A 17278-nucleotide genomic window follows, 5' to 3' on the forward strand; every position below is an offset into this window, starting at 1 on the left:
AACCAACGGAAGCGAATTCGTCCGGCGCAAGCGCCGGGCTTCAATCACTTCAACCACCACGCTAGACGGGAGAGACCACCCATGAAGAAGATTTCCGCGCCGTTCGCGGCGGCCGCGCTTGCGGCATGCACGATGCTGGCGGGCGTTTGCCAGAGCGCCTGCGCCGCATCGGACACCGAGCCCGCGATCGACGCGCATTACGGCGCCGTGATCGAGGCCTATACGCAGAACATGGCCGCCGCGAAGACGAAGTACGACGGCAAGCGCCTCCTGTTCGTCGGCGCCGTGATCCGGATGGGCGGCGATCCGGGCGGCACCTATTTCGGCGCGCTGACGGCCGACGGCGAACAGTTCGACACGCATTTCGACGTGGCCGACCAGGATGCGCTGAAGCCGAAATTCCCCGGCGGCGAGATCAAGCCGTTCGTCACGTCGGCGGCGTTCCGCTTCAGTTGCGTGAACGAAGGCTATATCGATGCGCCGGTGCTGCCGGGGTTGAAGCTCTCGCACTGCCGGCTCGCCAACTGACCCTGCGCCGGCGCGGTGGCCGGCGTTCAGAACTTCTGCTGGATGCCGGCCATCACGCCGAGCTGGTTCATCCCGGTCCCGACCGTTCCGCCGGCAGCGACCGCGTTCGCCGCCAGCTTGCTGTTGAACATGTAGCCCACCGACGTATAGACGGTCGTCCGCTTCGACAGGAAATAGTTCGCGCGGCCGACGAGCAGCGTGGCATTCATGCCGCCTTCGCTGTTTTCGCGGCGTTGCAGGTAGCGTACGCCCTGCAGGTCGAGCGCGAGGTAGGGCGTCGCGTAGTACGTGCCGCCCGCGAACACGATATCGGCCTGCAGGTGGTCGGCCGCCGCGAGATTGCGGCGAATCCACCCGGCGCCGAGTTTCGCCGGGCCGATCTTCACGTAGCCAGCGACGATGTCGCGCGTGTCGGTGTACGCCGGATTGTTCAGTGGGGCGAGCGCGCCACCGCCGCCGCGCATCAAGTCATGCGACGCGGCGATCCCGAAGTTGCTCGCGTCGTACGCGAGCATCGCCGTGTACTGGCGGCAGGCGACGATGTCGCCGGGCACCTGCCCGGCACAGCCCGTCGCCGACGGCCCGGCCGGCCCGGCTGCGTCGCGGCCGAAGCTGTAGGTGGCGCCGAGCGTCACGCCGTGGAACGTGCCCTTGTAGCCGATCGCATTATCGCTGCGCGCGTTCGGCAGATAGGAATCGAAATCCGCCATCGAGTGAATCGACGGGCCGATTACGTCCGCATTGGTCAGCACGATCATCGACATGTTCATCTGGCGGCCGAGGGTCAGCGCGCCGAACGGACCGTTCACGCCGGCGTTCGCCTGTCGCCCGAACAGGCGCCCGCCGTAGTTCAGTGCACCGCTGCCGGGCTGGAAACCGTTTTCGAGCACGAAGAAGGCCTGATAGCCGCCGCCGAGATCCTCCGTGCCTCTCAGCCCCCACCGTGACGGCACCTCGCCGGTCAGCGTCGGCATGCCCGTGAACGATCCGCCGTGCGCGGCGTTGTTGTAGTAGGACACGCCGGTGTCGATGATCCCGTACAGCGTGACGCTGCTTTGCGCGCAGGCCGGCCCGCCCAGCGCCATTGCCGTCGCGAGCGCGACGCCCAGTTTCTTTTTCATGGCTGTCTCCAAACAGTATGTAGAAATACTTATCGATTTTTATAGTGACCCGGACGAATCCGGGATGCCGACAGGTATCGGCAAGACGGCTGGCGCCGCGTGTTACGACATCGCCGGGTCGCGTTGCCGGCGCGGCGCCGTGGCCCGCGCGCCCACCATGACGACGGCGATTGCCGCGCCGGCCATCGGCACGAGGAACGCGAGATAGAGATGGGACACGGACCAGCCGTCGTCCAGCAGCGCACCGACCGTCATCGGCGACAGGATCGCGCCGAGGCGCCCGATGCCGACCGCGAGGCCGATGCCGGTCGTGCGGATTTCGGCGGGGTACGGCGTCGGCGACAGCGCGTACATGCCGGCCACGCACGCATTGATCACCGCGCCGAGGAACACCGCGACGGTCATCCCGATGCCGAGCGAGCCCGTGTTCGCGCCGAACACGACCATCAGCGCGCCGCCGAGCAGCAGGGTCGCGCCCAACAGGTTGCGCAGGCCGAAGCGCGTCGACAGCAGGCTGAAGAGCGAGGCGCCCGCAATGCCGCCGAGGTTGAGCAGGACGCCGCCGGTGACGCCCTGCGATGCCGACAGCCCGGCCTGGACCAGCAGCTTCGGCGTCCAGCTCACGACGAAATAGAAGCTGCCCATCACGAGGAAGAACGCGATCCACAACGCGATCGTGCGGCGCGCGAGCGGTGCGCGGAGCACGGCCGTCCAGCTCGACGCGGGGCTTGCGGTGTCGATCGACGAGGCCACGGGCGGCAGCGCGTCGATCGGTGCGCGCTTCATTCTCGCGAGGATGCGGTTGATTTTCTGCAGCGCGTGGTCCGGACGCCTTGCCAGCAGGAAATCGAGCGATTCCGGCAGCAGCGCGAGCACCATCGGGATCGACAGCAGGGTCAGGATGCCGCCGAACGCGAACACGCTGCGCCATCCCCACGTCGACAGCAAGTAGCCTGCAATGACGCCGCCAGCGGTGGCGCCGATCGCGTAGCCGGTCGACTGCATGCCGATCGCGGCGCTGCGCCATTTGTTCGATGCGTACTCGCCGCTGATCACGGTCAGGCTCGCCAGCATGCCGCCGATGCCGAGCCCCGTGTACGCACGCGCGACGGCGAGTTGCAGCGTGCTGTGCGTGGCCGCGCAGGCGAGCATCCCGGTCGAGATCACGGCGAGGCAGAGCAGGATGATGCGGCGGCGGCCGACGCGGTCGGCCAGCGGCGCGATCAGCACCGAGCCGATGCCCATGCCGGCCAGCCCGGCACTCAGCAGCAGGCCGATTTCCTTGCCGCTCAGTTTCCATTCGGCCGCCAGGTGCGGCGCGGCAAACGCGACGGCCAGCACATCGAAGCCATCGAGCATGTTCAGCACGACGCAGGCCGTGACCGCCATCGTCTGGAACGCGCTCATCGGGGATTCGTCGATCGTATTGCGGATATTGGCGCTCACGTCAAAGATCCTTCATAAAATAGTATGACTAATCAAATTGAATGGCATCGAAGCCGGCGGTAGCGAATGGGACGAAAGCGAATGCGTGGGTTGACGAGCATCCCCGGGGAACACCCGCTGCGGCCGGCAGGCGCCGCTAGCGCGCCGGCAAGATGCTTACGCGGGTTGGGGTTGCAGCAGCAGCCGCTCGATCACGCGCCGCGCACGGTTGGGGCCCGCGTCGACGTGAATGTCGAGTTGGCGACCATCCGGAAAGCGCAGCTGATTCCGGTATTGCGCTTCGATCACGGCCTTGTCCTCGTCGAACGTCGCCGCGGATTGCTCGATGACCGTTTGCGCGGTGCGCTCGACGTCGTGCTGCGGATTGGTCGCGACGGTCCAGAAGTAATGCGTCGTCGTTTCCGTCTCGGGCGTGATGCCGTGGAAGCCGCGCATGTGAAGGCCGCCGCGTGCCGGATCGTGCAGGTCGCCGGTGCCGGCGTCGATCGCGCCCGTCCAGATCCGGATGTGCGACACGTGGAACTCGATTTCCTGCCAGCGATCGACGCGGGCCGCGAACGGCCATGCGGCGGTGTAGGTCGGCGGCGGGACGGAATCCGGCATTCGTCGAACCAGCGTCACCGTGTCGCCGTCGCTGCTGACGCGGGTTTCCGCGCCCATATGCAGCGGCGCGTTGCCGCCGATCGTTTTCAGATGGACATAGCCGAGGTGGCTCAGGTCCATCAGGTTGTCGTGAATCAGTTGATACGGCGCGTCGTAATAGTACTGGCCGCCGCCGAACCGGTATTGCGGATCCGTATGGAACGCGTAGCGCGGCGGCGCGCAGGTCGGTCGAGCGTGCGCGTCGGCGCCGATCCAGATCCACACGATCGCGTCCTGCTCCTGCACCGGATACGACGACACGCACGCCTGGGCCGGAATCCGGTCTTGCCCGGGAATCTCCACGCATGCGCCGCCGCGGTCGAACAGCAGGCCGTGATAGCCGCAGCGCAGGCCGCGTGCTTCGAGCGAGCCGCACGACAGCGGCAGCGACTTGTGACAGCAGCGATCCTCCAGCGCACCGACTTCCCCGGACGGCAACCGGAACAGGACGACCGGATGGCCGAGCAGCGTACGGGCGACGGGCTTGTCCGTCAGTTCGGATGACAGCGCGGCGACCCACCATCGGTCGGCCGGGAATTTAGCAGTATTGATTGATGGCCGGGCAGGTTGCGCCATTGATCGTCTCCAGTATGGTGGTGGGCCGCCTCGAGTCGGGCGTGTCCGTCTACAGATCGAGTACCAGCAGGTCGGTTCGTGCGCGCGAGCAGCAGGGCATGAACTGGTCGCCGGCGGCTTTTTCCTCGTCGGTCAGATACGCATCGCGGTGATCGGGCTCGCCTTGCAGCACGCGTGTCACGCACGTGCCGCAGACGCCTTGCTCGCACGACGTCAGCACGTCGACGCCATTTGCAGCCAGTGCGGCGATGACCGTGCATTCGGCCGGCACGTCGATCATCTGGCCGCTGCTCGCGATCCTGACCTGGAACGCGCGATCCGCGCCGGACGCCGCCACCGCGCCACCGAAGAACTCGTAGTGCAGTCGCGCTTCCGCCCAGCCGCGCTCGCGCGCGGCGTTCAACACCGCATCCATGAAGCCGCGCGGCCCGCATACGTACAGGTGCGTGCCTTCGGGCGCCGCGGCGAGCACGGCGGCCAGGTCGAAGCGTTGCTCGGGCGCGCCGTCGTCGACGTGGAAGCGGGCACGATCACGGAACCCGGCCGCGTTGATCCGCTCGACGAAGGCCATGCGGTCGGTCGAGCGCGCGCAGTAATGCATGTCGAATGCGCCGCCGGACGAGAACAACCGTTCCGCCATGCTGAGGATCGGCGTGACGCCGATCCCGCCTGCGAGCAGCAGGTGGTGCGGCGCGTCGGGGGCGAGCGGAAACTGATTGCGCGGCACGCCGATCCGCACGGTATCGCCTTGCCGGACTGCATCATGAATGGTGCGCGACCCGCCGCGACCGTCGGCATCGCGCAGCACGGCGATCTGATAGCGGTCGCCGTGCTCCGGGTGGTTGCACAGCGAATACTGGCGCACGAGGCCGCCCGGCAGATGCACGTCGATATGGGCGCCGGCGTCGAAGCGCGGCAGCGGCGAGCCGTCATCGCTGACGAATTCGAAGCCGCAGATGTCGCGCGCTTCCTGCCACTTGCGGGCCACGCGGACCGTCAGCGTCGCGGTGCTCATGACGCCTCCTTGACCTGCGCGACCGGAATCACGGTCCGCGACGGGCTCGACGCGAGCTCGTCGGCGAGCAGCCGCTCGATCACCTTGCGCGACAGCACGCCGCCGGCATCGATGTTGAGCTTGAGCAGCTTGCGATCGGGCCACTTCTCCAGATTGAGCTGCTGGCGCTCGAGCATCTCGAGATCCTCGGCGAAGATCTTGCCCTGGCCTTCGCGGATTTCGGCGGTCAGGGCGTGATCGTCGGGCCGGAAATTGCGCGCCATCCCCCAGAAGTACCAGATCGAGGCGTCCGTCTCGGGCGTGATGAAATCGACGACGATCGACGACGCCTTCAGGTCGGCCGGCGCGTCGTAGCCGCCGTGGCCCGCATGCGCGACGCCCACTTCGATCATCACGTGGCTCGGCGGCGCGAAGCGGCAGATCTGCCAGCGGTCCACCGGCACGTCGTCGGCCAACCCGTTGCCGCGCAGCGCCATCTGCCAGAACGGCGGCGGCATCACGTTCTCCATGAAGCGGCTCGTGACGACTTCGTCACCGTGGCTGGTGGTCTTCGGCAGTGCTTCGTCGATTTCCTTCTGGCCGATGCTCGACGCATGCACGTAGGTTTCGTGCGTGAGGTCCATCAGGTTGTCGATCATCAGCCGGTAGTCGCAGCGGATGTGATACAGGCCGCCGCCGTGGGCCCAGGCCGGGTCTTCCGCCCACGCCAGCGCGGGCAGTTTCGCGGGATCGGCTGCCGACGCATCGCCCGGCCAGACCCAGATGAATCCGTACCGCTCCACCACCGGGAAGCTGCGAATCGGCGGGAAGCCGCCGACACGCTGGCCCGGCATGCCGGCCGCCTTGCCGTTGCAGCCCATTTCCAGCCCGTGATAGCCGCACACGAGTACGCCGTCGCGCACGAATCCCAGCGACAGCGGTGCACCGCGGTGCGGGCAGAAGTCCTCGAGCGCCGCGACCTGGCCATCCGCCGCGCGGTAAAACACCATCGACTCGTTGCAGATATTGCGGCCCAGCGGCTTGCCGTCGATTTCATCGGGCGTGCACGCCACGTACCAAGCATTCTTGAGAAACACGTTCGTCGTCTCCGTCAGGTCGATGCCGCTGGTACGCGGCATCTCAATATTCCGTGTACTGAATGAGATTCAGTGTACTCATCGAGGTTGGCGGGGGCAAGGCGAGCGGTATACTGGTTTTCCCGGGAAATGGCGCGAGGCAGCGCCATGCCGTCGGCGCGCGCCACCGGCACGCGCCGCTTACGTCATCGACTCATTCATGAAAAAAACGAATCCCGCCGACGCACCGGCTTTCCCGCTCGATCTGTACGACGAACCCGGGCACCTGATCCGGCGCGCACACCAGATCGCGGTTGCGATGTTCTACGAGAAGCTGGGCCGGGACGTGACGCCGGTGCAGTACGCGGTCCTGCGGATGCTCTACGAGTGCCCGGGGCTCGATCAGGTGACGCTCGCGCAGCGGGTCGCGCTCGACACGTCGACGACCGCGGATATCGCGGTCCGGCTCGAAGCGAAGGGATTGATCGTGCGCGAAGTGCTGCCGCGGCGTCAGCGCCGCTTGGTGCTGACACCGGCGGGCGTCGAACTGCTTACGCATCTGATTCCGTCGGTGAAGGAATTGCGTGCCGGCCTGTTCGACGGGATGGGGGAGGACGATTCGCAGGAACTGGTGCGCCTGTTGCGCAAGTTCGTCCATTTGAACAACGAGCAGAGCCGCGCGCCGCTGCGCGTCGGCGACGAGTCGTAGCGGCCCCGAACCCCGTGACGACAGGCAAGCGGCGATGAGGCGGCGGGCGCGTTGCCCGCCGCGCGTCACCCGCGCGTGCTGCCGCCTTCCAGCCGCCGCACGGCTTCCGCCACTTCGTTCCTGAAGCGCACGAGCGCCGCCTGTTCCGGCGCCGGCGGCTGCACGGCCGCCCACAGCATGTCGACGAGCTGCGTGGCCGTCGTTTCCGTATCGAGCTTGCGGTGCCCGAGGATCGCATCCCACAGCACGTGCTCGATCGGCCCGAACACCATCGAGCGCAGCAGGCTCAGCGGCAGGTCGGTGCGCACCTGCCCGGCCGCCTGGCCGCGCGCGAGCACGTCCATCAGCGGCGCGGTGTAGCGGCGCTGCAGCGCGGTGAGCTCGTCGCTCAGCGCATGCTGCTTCGCGCGGCCTTCCGACAGCACCAGCGCGCACAGGCCCGTGCCGTTCACCAGCATCAGCCGCAGGTGGGTGCGCACGATGAACGCGAACTGCTGCTGCACCAACGCGTCCTGAGGCATCCCTTCTTCGAACGCGGCGATGTTTTCGTCGTACCAATCCGCGATGACGCGCGCGCACAGCTCGCGCTTGCCGCGGAAATAGCTGAACACCGTCGCCTCCGACACGCCCACGCGCTGCGCGATCTCGGCGGCCGTCGCATGCTCGTAACCTTTTTCGGCGAACACTTCCCGGCCGGCGCGCAGAATGTCCTGCACGCGTTGCTGGGATTTGCGCCCGGCGGGCGCGCGCGAGGGATCGGCGCGGTCGGCTTTGACGGTGGCGGTCATGGTGTCGGCGGTAGCGGCTGTCATCTCGGCATGATATCTGAGTGTCACTCAAAAAACTATTGACGCCGAACCCGGCGAGGCGCGAAACTGTGCAAAATTTACGCTGTACAGGTCAATGAATCTAGGTATTCATTCGATTTGAGCGAAACTCAGAAATCGGTGAGTGCCACACACTTTCTGGAGACGGAGGAGACATGATCAACCTGCCCGGTGTGCAATTCATGCTCGGTGAAGACATCGAGATGCTGCGCGACGCCGTCGCGACGTTCGCGGCGAAGGAAATCACGCCGCGCGCGGCGGAGGTCGACCGCACCGACCAGTTTCCGATGGATCTGTGGAAGAAGTTCGGCGATCTCGGCGTGCTCGGCATGACGGTGGCCGAGGAGTACGGCGGCGCGAACATGGGCTACACCGCGCACATGGTCGCGATGGAAGAGATCTCGCGCGCATCGGCGTCGATCGGCCTGTCGTACGGCGCGCACTCGAACCTGTGCGTGAACCAGATTCACCGCAACGGCACGGAAGCGCAAAAGCAGAAATACCTGCCGAAGCTCGTGTCGGGCGAACACATCGGCGCGCTCGCGATGAGCGAGCCGAACGCAGGCTCCGACGTCGTCAGCATGAAGCTACGCGCCGACAAGCGCGGCGATCGCTACGTGCTGAACGGCACGAAGATGTGGATCACCAACGGCCCCGATTGCGACACGCTGGTGGTCTACGCGAAGACGGACGTCGAAGCCAACTCGCGCGGCATCACCGCGTTCATCGTCGAGAAGGGCATGAAGGGCTTCTCGGTCGCGCAGAAGCTCGACAAGCTCGGCATGCGCGGCTCGCACACGGGCGAGCTGGTGTTCCAGGACGTCGAAGTGCCGGAGGAAAACATCCTCGGCCAGCTCAACGGCGGCGTGAAGGTGCTGATGAGCGGGCTCGACTACGAACGCGCGGTGCTGTCGGGCGGCCCGACCGGCATCATGGCCGCGTGCCTCGACGCGGTGGTGCCGTATATCCACGACCGCAAGCAGTTCGGCCAGGCGATCGGCGAATTCCAGCTGATCCAGGGCAAGGTCGCCGACATGTACACCACGTTCCAGGCCTGCCGCGCGTACCTGTACGCGGTCGGCCGCCACCTCGACTCGGCCGGCAGCGACCACATTCGCCAGGTGCGCAAGGACTGCGCGGGCGTGATCCTCTACACGGCCGAGAAGGCGACGTGGATGGCCGGCGAGGCGATCCAGATCCTCGGCGGCAACGGCTACATCAACGAATACCCGGTGGGGCGCCTGTGGCGCGACGCGAAGCTGTACGAGATCGGCGCCGGCACGAGCGAGATCCGCCGGATGCTGATCGGCCGCGAGCTGTTCGCGGAAACGATGTAACGCCCCACGTCACGCGAACGGAGCCCCGTCGATGCCGATCATCGAATCGAAACTGAATCCGCGCTCGGAAGACTTCCGTGCGAATGCCGCCGCGCTCGAGGCGGTCGTCGCCGACCTGCGCGCGAAGATCGAACAGCTCGCGCAGGGCGGCGGCCAGGCCGCGCGCGACAAGCACCTGTCGCGCGGCAAGCTGCTGCCGCGCGACCGCATCGCGCAACTGCTCGATCCGGGCGCGCCGTTCCTCGAGTTCTCGCAGCTCGCGGCGAACGGCATGTACAACGACGACGCGCCGGGCGCGGGCGTCATCACCGGGATCGGCCGCATCGCGGGCCGCGAATGCGTGATCGTGTGCAACGACGCGACGGTCAAGGGCGGCACGTATTACCCGGTCACCGTGAAGAAGCACGTGCGCGCGCAGGAAATCGCCGCGGAAAACCGGCTGCCGTGCGTGTATCTGGTCGATTCGGGCGGCGCGAACCTGCCGAACCAGGACGACGTGTTTCCCGATCGCGACCACTTCGGCCGCATCTTCTTCAACCAGGCGACGATGTCGGCCGCGGGGATCGCGCAGATCGCCGTCGTGATGGGTTCGTGCACGGCGGGCGGCGCGTACGTGCCCGCGATGAGCGACGAGTCGATCATCGTGAAGGAGCAGGGCACGATTTTCCTCGGCGGGCCGCCGCTCGTGAAGGCCGCGACCGGTGAGGAAGTGAGCGCCGAGGATCTCGGCGGCGGCGACGTGCATACGCGCCTGTCGGGCGTGGCCGACCATCTCGCGCAGAACGACGCGCATGCGCTGTCGATCGCGCGTAACATCGTCAGCCACCTCGCGCCGAAGATTGCGTCGCCGGTCGCGTTGCGCGAGCCGAAGCCGCCGCGCTACGACGCGAAGAGCCTGTACGGCGTGATTCCGGTCGATACGCGCAAGCCGTTCGACGTGCGCGAGGTGATCGCGCGCATCGTCGACGATTCGGAATTCGACGAATTCAAGGCGCGCTACGGCACGACGCTCGTCACGGGCTTCGCGCACATCTGGGGCCACCCGGTCGGGATCGTCGCGAACAACGGCATCCTGTTCTCGGAATCGGCGGTGAAGGGCGCGCATTTCATCGAGCTGTGCTGCCAGCGCAAGATTCCGCTCGTGTTCCTGCAGAACATCACGGGCTTCATGGTCGGGCGCAAGTACGAGAACGAAGGCATCGCGCGGCACGGCGCGAAGATGGTGACGGCCGTGTCGAACGCGAAGGTGCCGAAGTTCACGGTGATCATCGGCGGCTCGTTCGGCGCCGGCAACTACGGGATGTGCGGCCGCGCATTCGGCCCGCGCTTCCTGTGGATGTGGCCGAACGCGCGCATCTCGGTGATGGGCGGCGAGCAGGCCGCGTCGGTGCTCGCGACGGTGCGCCGCGACGGTATCGAGGCGAAGGGCGGTTCGTGGTCGGCCGAGGAAGAGGACGCGTTCAAGCAGCCGATCCGCGATCAGTACGAGCGCCAGGGCCATCCGTATTACGCGAGCGCGCGGCTGTGGGACGACGGCGTGATCGACCCCGCGCAGACGCGCGACGTGCTGGGCCTCGGCCTCGCCGCGTCGATGAACGCGCCGATCGAAGACACGCGCTTCGGCGTGTTCCGCATGTAACGGCCGGGAGGGCTGAACGATGCGATACGAAACGATCAAGGTAAGCGAAGCCGGCCGCGTGGCGACCGTCACGCTCGCGCGTCCCGACGTGCGCAACGCGTTCAACGAGACGACGATCGCCGAGCTGACCACCGCGTTCGAATGGCTCGACGCGCACGAAGGCGTGCGCGCAATCGTGCTCGCCGCGGAAGGCGCGGCGTTCTGCGCGGGCGCGGACCTGAACTGGATGAAGAAGATGGCCGGTTACTCGGACGACGAGAACCGTGCCGATGCGCGCAAGCTCGCGCGGATGCTCGAGGCGATCCATCGCTGCGGCAAGCCGGTGATCGCACGCGTGCATGGCGACGCGTATGCGGGCGGCGTGGGCCTGGTGGCGGCGGCCGACATCGCGATCGCCGCCGACGGCGTGAAGTTCTGCCTGTCGGAAGCGCGGCTCGGGTTGATCCCCGCGACGATCGCGCCGTACGTGGTGCGCGCGATGGGCGAGCGCGCGGCGCGCCGGTACTTCACGACGGCCGAGGTGTTCGACAGCACGCGCGCGGCGTCGCTCGGTTTCATTCACGACGCGGTGCCGGCCGACGCGCTCGACGACACCGTCGCGAAGCTGGCCGCGACGCTCGTCGCGAACGGCCCCGACGCGGTGAAGGCGTGCAAGCGGCTCGTCGCGGATGTCGCCGGCCGGCCGCTCGACGCGACGCTGATCGAGCAGACCGCCGACTGGATCGCGCGCACCCGCGCCGGCGCGGAAGCGCGCGAAGGGATTGCGTCCTTCCTCGAAAAGCGCACGCCGTCGTGGCGTGAATGATCGCGCAGCGCGCGTGACCCCCTCTTTCCGGACGACACCGAAGCCATGTTCGACAAGATTCTGATCGCCAACCGCGGCGAAATCGCGTGCCGCGTCGCCGCGACGTGCAAACGTCTCGGGATCGCGAGCGTCGCCGTCTATTCCGACGCGGACGCGAACGCGAAACACGTGGCCGCATGCGACGAGGCCGTGCATATCGGCGGCTCGGCCGCGGCAGACAGCTACCTGCGCATCGAGCGCATCATCGAAGCCGCGCGCGCCACCGGCGCGCAGGCGATCCACCCCGGCTACGGCTTTCTGTCGGAGAACGAAGATTTCGCGCATGCGTGCGAAGCGGCCGGCATCGTCTTCATCGGGCCGCCGGTCGACGCGATCGCGGCGATGGGGTCGAAGGCGGCCGCGAAGGCGCTGATGCACGCGGCGGCCGTGCCGCTCGTGCCCGGCTATCACGGCGACGACCAGGACGCGTCCAACCTGCATCGCGAAGCCGACGCGATCGGCTATCCGGTGCTGCTGAAGGCCAGCGCGGGCGGCGGCGGCAAGGGGATGCGCGTGGTCGAGCGCTCCGACGATTTCCCGGCGGCGCTCGCATCGTGCCAGCGCGAAGCCGCGAGCAGCTTCGGCAACGATCGCGTGCTGATCGAGAAGTACCTGACGCGCCCGCGCCACGTCGAGGTGCAGGTGTTCGGCGACACGCACGGCAACACCGTGTACCTGTTCGACCGCGACTGCTCGGTGCAGCGCCGTCACCAGAAGGTGCTCGAGGAAGCGCCGGCGCCCGGTTTGCACGACGACGTGCGCCAGGCGATGGGGCAGGCGGCCGTCGCGGCCGCGCGTGCGGTGAATTACGTCGGTGCGGGCACCGTCGAATTCATCATGACGGGCGAAGCGTTCTACTTCATGGAAATGAACACGCGCCTGCAGGTCGAGCATCCGGTCACCGAGATGGTCACGGGGCTCGATCTCGTCGAATGGCAATTGCGCGTCGCCTCCGGCGAGCCGCTGCCGCTGAAGCAGGACGAACTGCGCGTGCAGGGCCACGCGCTCGAAGCGCGCCTCTATGCGGAGAACCCGGCGCGCGGCTTCCTGCCGTCGACGGGCACGCTGAAGCATCTGCGGCTGCCGGCCGGCGTCGAGTTCGCGATCGGTGCGTCGGTGCGCGTCGACAGCGGCGTGCGCGAAGGCGATGCGATCACGCCGTTCTACGATCCGATGATCGCGAAGCTGATCGTTCATGGCGCGGACCGTGCCGAAGCGCTGAGCCTGATGCTGCGCGCACTGCGTGCCTGTGAAGTGGTCGGCCTGTACACGAACGCCGCGTTCCTGCAGCGAATCGTTGCGTGCGCACCGTTCGCGACGGCCGATCTCGACACGGGCCTGATCGAGCGCAACCACGACGCGCTGTTCGCGCCGCAGGCACCGCCGCGCGCGACGCTGGCGCTTGCGTGCGCAGCGCTGTTCGCACGCGAACGCGGCGCGGGCGCACGGGGTTCATCGCCGTGGGGCGCGCTGCCGGACTGGCGGCTGAACGGCGGCTATCGCCGCACGCTCGAATGGCACGCTGCCGAGCGCGAAGCGGACGTGACGGTGACGTACGAGGACGACGGCGCGGGTACGCGCGTCGCGATCGGCGCCGCCGCCGCACAACCGTTCGCGTGGACGCGTGGCGCCACGCCGCTCGATTTCGACGTGACGCTCGGCGGCGTGCGCAGCAGCGGCCGCGTGTATGCGGACGGCGACCACTTCCACGTGTTCACGCAGGGCACGGCGGAGACGTTCGAATGGCGCAACCTGCTCGCGCATGCGGGTGACGCGGAGCAGGGCGGTGGCCGCCTGACCGCGCCGATGCCGGGCAAGGTGATCGCGGTGCTGGTCGAGCCCGGCCAGAAGGTCGAAGCCGGCACGCCGCTGATCGTGATGGAAGCGATGAAGATGGAGCACACGATCGGCGCGCCGAGCGCGGGCGTGGTCGCGGAAGTGCTGTACGGCGTCGGCGACCAGGTGTCGGACGGCGCGCAGTTGCTGATGATGGCGGAAGGCTGAGCAGCGCTTTCGTCGGACACGGGCCGGCGGCTGCCGGCCCGCGCAAATCGCGTCGCAATTCATCGCGCGCCCGTGGTTGCGACAGCGCCGCCTTGATCGCATCGACAAGCGGCAGCAGTCCGAAGCTTTCGATTGAATTACGCATTCGCCGGCGCTGATGACATGCCGTGCCGCACATTCCGCACCTCGGGTGTTTTCACCCGCCGCAGACCGATTCTGCCGCCGCACGACACCATCGTGTAACACGTCGAAATTAGCATCTCGCCGTCGATATGACCGCAGCGCATCCGCGCCTGGGTCATGTCATCACATCCACGGAGAGACGTTATGCGAAACTCGGCCCTACGGCCCTTCGCGGTCGCTGGCCTGATCGCGCTGACCGCACTCCTCGGCGCCTGCAACGACGACGTGACCGCACCCGCCGCACCCGTCGCGCAGCAGAAGGCCGCCTGCGGCGGCGGCGTGGTCGCCACCGCGCAGATGCACTGCCCGCCCGGTTTCACCGCGCCTGCCTCCTCGCCCGCTTCCTGATCCCGGCCGTTTCCACCAGAAATCCAATCAAGAGCAACCAGCATGGCCACCCATTCGCGACGCGACTTTCTGAAGTTCTCCGCCGGCCTCGCCGGCGCGACCGCCGCCACCGCACTGCTGCCGGAATCGATCCGCAAGGCACTGGCGATCGAGCCGAATACCGTCACGGGCACGATCCAGGATGTCCAGCACATCGTCGTGTTCATGCAGGAGAACCGCTCGTTCGACCACTACCTCGGACACCTGAGCGGCGTGCGCGGCTACAACGACCGCTTCCCGGTCACGCTGCCGAACGGCAAGCCGGTGTGGTTCCAGCCGCGTCAGGAAGACACGTCGAGCGTGATCGCGCCGTTCCGCTACGACACGACCAACCCGGGCGTCAACGCGCAATGCATCGGCGGCCTGCCGCATACGTGGGCGACGACGCACGGCGCGATCGACAACGGCCGCGCGGATCAATGGGCGGTGCAGAAGTCGAACATGACGATGGGCTACCACGTCCGCGACGACATCCCGTTCCATTACGCGCTCGCGGATGCATTCACCGTGTGCGACAACTACTTCTGCTCGATCCCCGGCAACACGCACCCGAACCGCATGTACCTGATGACGGGCATGGTCGACCCGCTCGGCACGGGCGGCGGCCCGCTGCTCGACAACACCGATTACATCGACAACCCGTTCGACAAGATCAAGCTGCCGCCTTTCAACTGGACGACCTACCCGGAACGGCTCGAAAAGGCCGGCATCTCGTGGCAGATCTATCAGCAGGGCACCGGGTTCGACAACTTCACCGGCAACTACGGCACGAACATGCTCGCGTGCTTCAACAACTTCGTGAACGCGCCGGCCGGCTCGTCGCTGCAGACGCGCGGGATGAGCACGCGCCCGATCACGCAGCTGAAGGCCGACGTGCAGGCGAACGCGCTGCCGCAGGTATCGTGGCTGCTGCCGCCGGCCGCGTATTCGGAACATCCGAAGTTCACGCCGCTGTACGGTGCGTACTACCTGTCGACGATTCTCGATGCGCTGACGTCGAATCCGGACGTGTGGAGCAAGACTGTCCTGCTGATCATGTACGACGAGAACGACGGCTTCTTCGACCATGTCGTGCCGCCGTCGGCGCCGACGCTGCCGGGCTCCGGCATGAGCACCGTGGACGTGTCGCTCGAGCGGCACAACGTCGTGACCTCGACCCAGACCGGCACGTACACGGCCGACAACCTGCCGTACGGCCTCGGGCCGCGCGTGCCGATGTTCGTGGTCTCGCCGTGGTCGAAGGGCGGCTTCGTCTGCTCGCAGGTGTTCGATCACACGTCGGTGCTGCAATTCATCGAGAAGCGCTTCGGCGTGATGGAAACGAACATCTCGCCGTGGCGCCGCGCGATCTGCGGCGACCTGACGTCGGCGCTCGACTTCTCGAAATCGGATGCCACGCTGCCGACCCTGCCGAGCACGCAGGCGTACGTCGCGCAGGCGGACCTGCAGTGCTCGCGCGCGTCGTCGCAGACCGCGCCGGCCAGCACCGCGCAACAGGTCGTGACGGCACAGGAGCCCGGCACGCGGCCGGCGCGCGCGCTGCCGTACGAACTGCATGTGACCGGCCAGCTCCAGACGCAGGGCTACGCGCTGACGTTTGCGAATACCGGCACGCAAGGCGCGCACTTCTGGGTCTATACGGGTGACGCGACCGCGATGCCGCGCCGCTATACGGTCGAAGCGGGCAAGCAACTGACCGATACGTGGGCGCTCGACGCGAACGGCAACTACCTGGTGAGCGTGTGGGGGCCGAACGGTTATTTCCGGCGCTTCGCGGGTTCGGCCGCGGCGGATGCCGGCGCGAAGCCTGAAATCACGCCGTGCTACGACACGGCCAACGGCGACGTGTACGTGACGATCGCCAACGCCGGCACCGGCGCGCTCACGGTCACGGCCACCGATGTCGCGTACGGTAGCGTCGCGCGCACGCTGACGGTGCCGGCCGGGCAGCGCATCGAGGCGCGCTGGGATCTGTCGTGCAGCAGCCACTGGTACGACCTGCAGTTCGCGGTGGCGGGGAATGTCGGGTGGACGCGACGTATCGCGGGGCACGTCGAAACCGGCAAGCCCAGCCTTACCGATCCGGCCGCCGTCGCGCCGACGGTGACGGCGATCTGAGCGCCGCTCGCACGTGCCGTCAATCGTGAAAAAGGCGCCGTGAGGCGCCTTTTTCCTTTTTCATTCGTCGTGCAGGCTGGATGCGTCGATGTCGGATCGCATCACGTGCGTGAAATCAGATCGGCCGAAATACGGCAAATTGGTCGCCATCGAGTTTTTCCACGTACCGGGAGTCATGGAGCGTCAGGTTGACCGGCTGGAGCAAGTTTTCATTCGCGGACTCCTGCTCGTTGCTGGCGCGCGTATTGAACAGGTTTGAAGAATTCGCGGCGTCCACAAGCGCATCGAGACGCATCGCGTTCCAGTCGAGGTGCCCTCTGAGCAGGTAAAAGTGCATGATCCCGCATTGCTGATGCGCCCAGAAGTCGTGCCACATGAACGAATCGGGGCGCCAGACGGAATTGTGACTCTCGAAGTACGAGGCGGTGCTCATCGGCATGCACTCGGGGGTCGAGATGAGGATGTACCGCGATCGATAGTTGAGAAATTCCAGTAGATCGCGACCGTGGGAGTGACGCATGTGTTCAATGACGTCTCCCAGAATGACCGTGTCATACGCGTCACCCGATCGTTCATAGAGCGTGTCGCTGACGCCGGAAATGATGTCGTCGTACCCGTTCTCGATCAGGAACGGATGCGTCTCCTCGTCGCATTCGAGCGCCGTCAACCGGCAGTCCGGCACGACCGGCTTGAGCAGGCGCCCGTACTTGCCGCCTCCGGCCCCGATATCCAGAATATGCTTCGGGTTGATGGACTTGACGAGATACTGAGTGAGCTGGTCAAAGGTTGGCCACGAATACCCGATCTGTTCCAATCTGCTCTCCCATCACGGCTGGTTCGAGAAATG

The 17278-nt window shown here is 66.8% G+C and carries 15 protein-coding genes; 8 read left to right on the top strand and 7 right to left on the bottom strand.

Going from position 1 to position 17278, the window contains the following annotated elements; all coding sequences use genetic code 11:
* Positions 1-81: 81 nt before the first annotated feature.
* Positions 82-528 carry a hypothetical protein gene (locus tag CFB43_RS19655; RefSeq protein WP_089496224.1) on the top strand — a complete coding sequence of 149 codons (447 nt, stop codon included), beginning with the start codon at positions 82-84 and terminating at the stop codon, positions 526-528.
* Positions 529-554: 26 nt separating this feature from the next.
* Here CFB43_RS19655 and CFB43_RS19660 read toward each other — a convergent pair whose 3' ends face one another.
* The 5 genes from CFB43_RS19660 to CFB43_RS19680 all read right to left on the bottom strand — a co-directional run bounded on the left by CFB43_RS19660 (position 555) and on the right by CFB43_RS19680 (position 6404).
* Positions 555-1649: a porin gene (locus CFB43_RS19660; protein WP_089496225.1), complete on the bottom strand. Its 1095-nt coding sequence runs from the start codon at positions 1647-1649 to the stop codon at positions 555-557.
* A gap of 102 nt (positions 1650-1751) precedes the next feature.
* Complete coding sequence (locus CFB43_RS19665; RefSeq protein WP_089496226.1) at positions 1752-3095, bottom strand: MFS transporter; 1344 nt, start codon at positions 3093-3095, stop codon at positions 1752-1754.
* A 156-nt stretch (positions 3096-3251) separates the two neighbouring features.
* Complete coding sequence (locus CFB43_RS19670; RefSeq protein WP_089496227.1) at positions 3252-4313, bottom strand: aromatic ring-hydroxylating dioxygenase subunit alpha; 1062 nt, start codon at positions 4311-4313, stop codon at positions 3252-3254.
* 49 nt (positions 4314-4362) lie between these two features.
* A complete protein-coding gene (locus tag CFB43_RS19675; RefSeq protein WP_089496228.1) occupies positions 4363-5328 on the bottom strand; it encodes a PDR/VanB family oxidoreductase in 966 nt (321 codons plus the stop codon).
* Positions 5325-6404: an aromatic ring-hydroxylating dioxygenase subunit alpha gene (locus CFB43_RS19680; protein WP_089498075.1), complete on the bottom strand. Its 1080-nt coding sequence runs from the start codon at positions 6402-6404 to the stop codon at positions 5325-5327. The genes CFB43_RS19675 and CFB43_RS19680 overlap by 4 nt, the downstream gene beginning before the upstream one ends.
* A 199-nt stretch (positions 6405-6603) precedes the next feature.
* Here CFB43_RS19680 and CFB43_RS19685 point away from each other — a divergent pair, with 199 nt between their 5' ends.
* Positions 6604-7092, top strand: coding sequence for a MarR family winged helix-turn-helix transcriptional regulator (locus tag CFB43_RS19685; protein ID WP_089496229.1), 489 nt, complete (start codon positions 6604-6606; stop codon positions 7090-7092).
* Between the two features lie 65 nt (positions 7093-7157).
* Here the strand turns inward: CFB43_RS19685 and CFB43_RS19690 are convergent, their stop codons facing one another.
* The gene (locus CFB43_RS19690) at positions 7158-7904 is read right to left on the bottom strand and encodes a TetR/AcrR family transcriptional regulator (protein ID WP_089496230.1); all 747 of its coding nucleotides are present in this window, start codon (positions 7902-7904) and stop codon (positions 7158-7160) included.
* Between the two features lie 170 nt (positions 7905-8074).
* Between CFB43_RS19690 and CFB43_RS19700 the strand changes: the two genes are divergently transcribed.
* The 6 genes from CFB43_RS19700 (at position 8075) to CFB43_RS19725 (ending at position 16431) form a co-directional block, all read left to right on the top strand.
* Positions 8075-9256 carry an isovaleryl-CoA dehydrogenase gene (locus CFB43_RS19700; protein WP_039339638.1) on the top strand — a complete coding sequence of 394 codons (1182 nt, stop codon included), beginning with the start codon at positions 8075-8077 and terminating at the stop codon, positions 9254-9256.
* A gap of 31 nt (positions 9257-9287) precedes the next feature.
* On the top strand, positions 9288-10895 hold the full coding sequence (locus CFB43_RS19705) for a carboxyl transferase domain-containing protein (protein ID WP_089448307.1): 1608 nt from the start codon (positions 9288-9290) through the stop codon (positions 10893-10895).
* A 19-nt stretch (positions 10896-10914) separates the two neighbouring features.
* The gene (locus CFB43_RS19710) at positions 10915-11700 is read left to right on the top strand and encodes an enoyl-CoA hydratase/isomerase family protein (RefSeq protein ID WP_089426733.1); all 786 of its coding nucleotides are present in this window, start codon (positions 10915-10917) and stop codon (positions 11698-11700) included.
* Positions 11701-11745: 45 nt separating this feature from the next.
* Positions 11746-13743 carry an acetyl-CoA carboxylase biotin carboxylase subunit gene (locus tag CFB43_RS19715; protein ID WP_089496231.1) on the top strand — a complete coding sequence of 666 codons (1998 nt, stop codon included), beginning with the start codon at positions 11746-11748 and terminating at the stop codon, positions 13741-13743.
* A 327-nt stretch (positions 13744-14070) separates the two neighbouring features.
* Entirely contained in the window at positions 14071-14274 is a 204-nt protein-coding gene (locus CFB43_RS19720) for a hypothetical protein (protein WP_039339629.1), read from the top strand.
* Positions 14275-14316: 42 nt separating this feature from the next.
* Positions 14317-16431: a phosphocholine-specific phospholipase C gene (locus CFB43_RS19725; RefSeq protein ID WP_089496232.1), complete on the top strand. Its 2115-nt coding sequence runs from the start codon at positions 14317-14319 to the stop codon at positions 16429-16431.
* A gap of 115 nt (positions 16432-16546) precedes the next feature.
* Here the strand turns inward: CFB43_RS19725 and CFB43_RS19730 are convergent, their stop codons facing one another.
* Positions 16547-17245, bottom strand: a complete 699-nt coding sequence (locus CFB43_RS19730; protein WP_089496233.1) for a class I SAM-dependent methyltransferase — start codon at positions 17243-17245, stop codon at positions 16547-16549.
* Positions 17246-17278: the final 33 nt, after the last annotated feature.

It is taken from the genome of Burkholderia sp. AU15512 (assembly GCF_002223325.1).
Classification (GTDB): domain Bacteria; phylum Pseudomonadota; class Gammaproteobacteria; order Burkholderiales; family Burkholderiaceae; genus Burkholderia.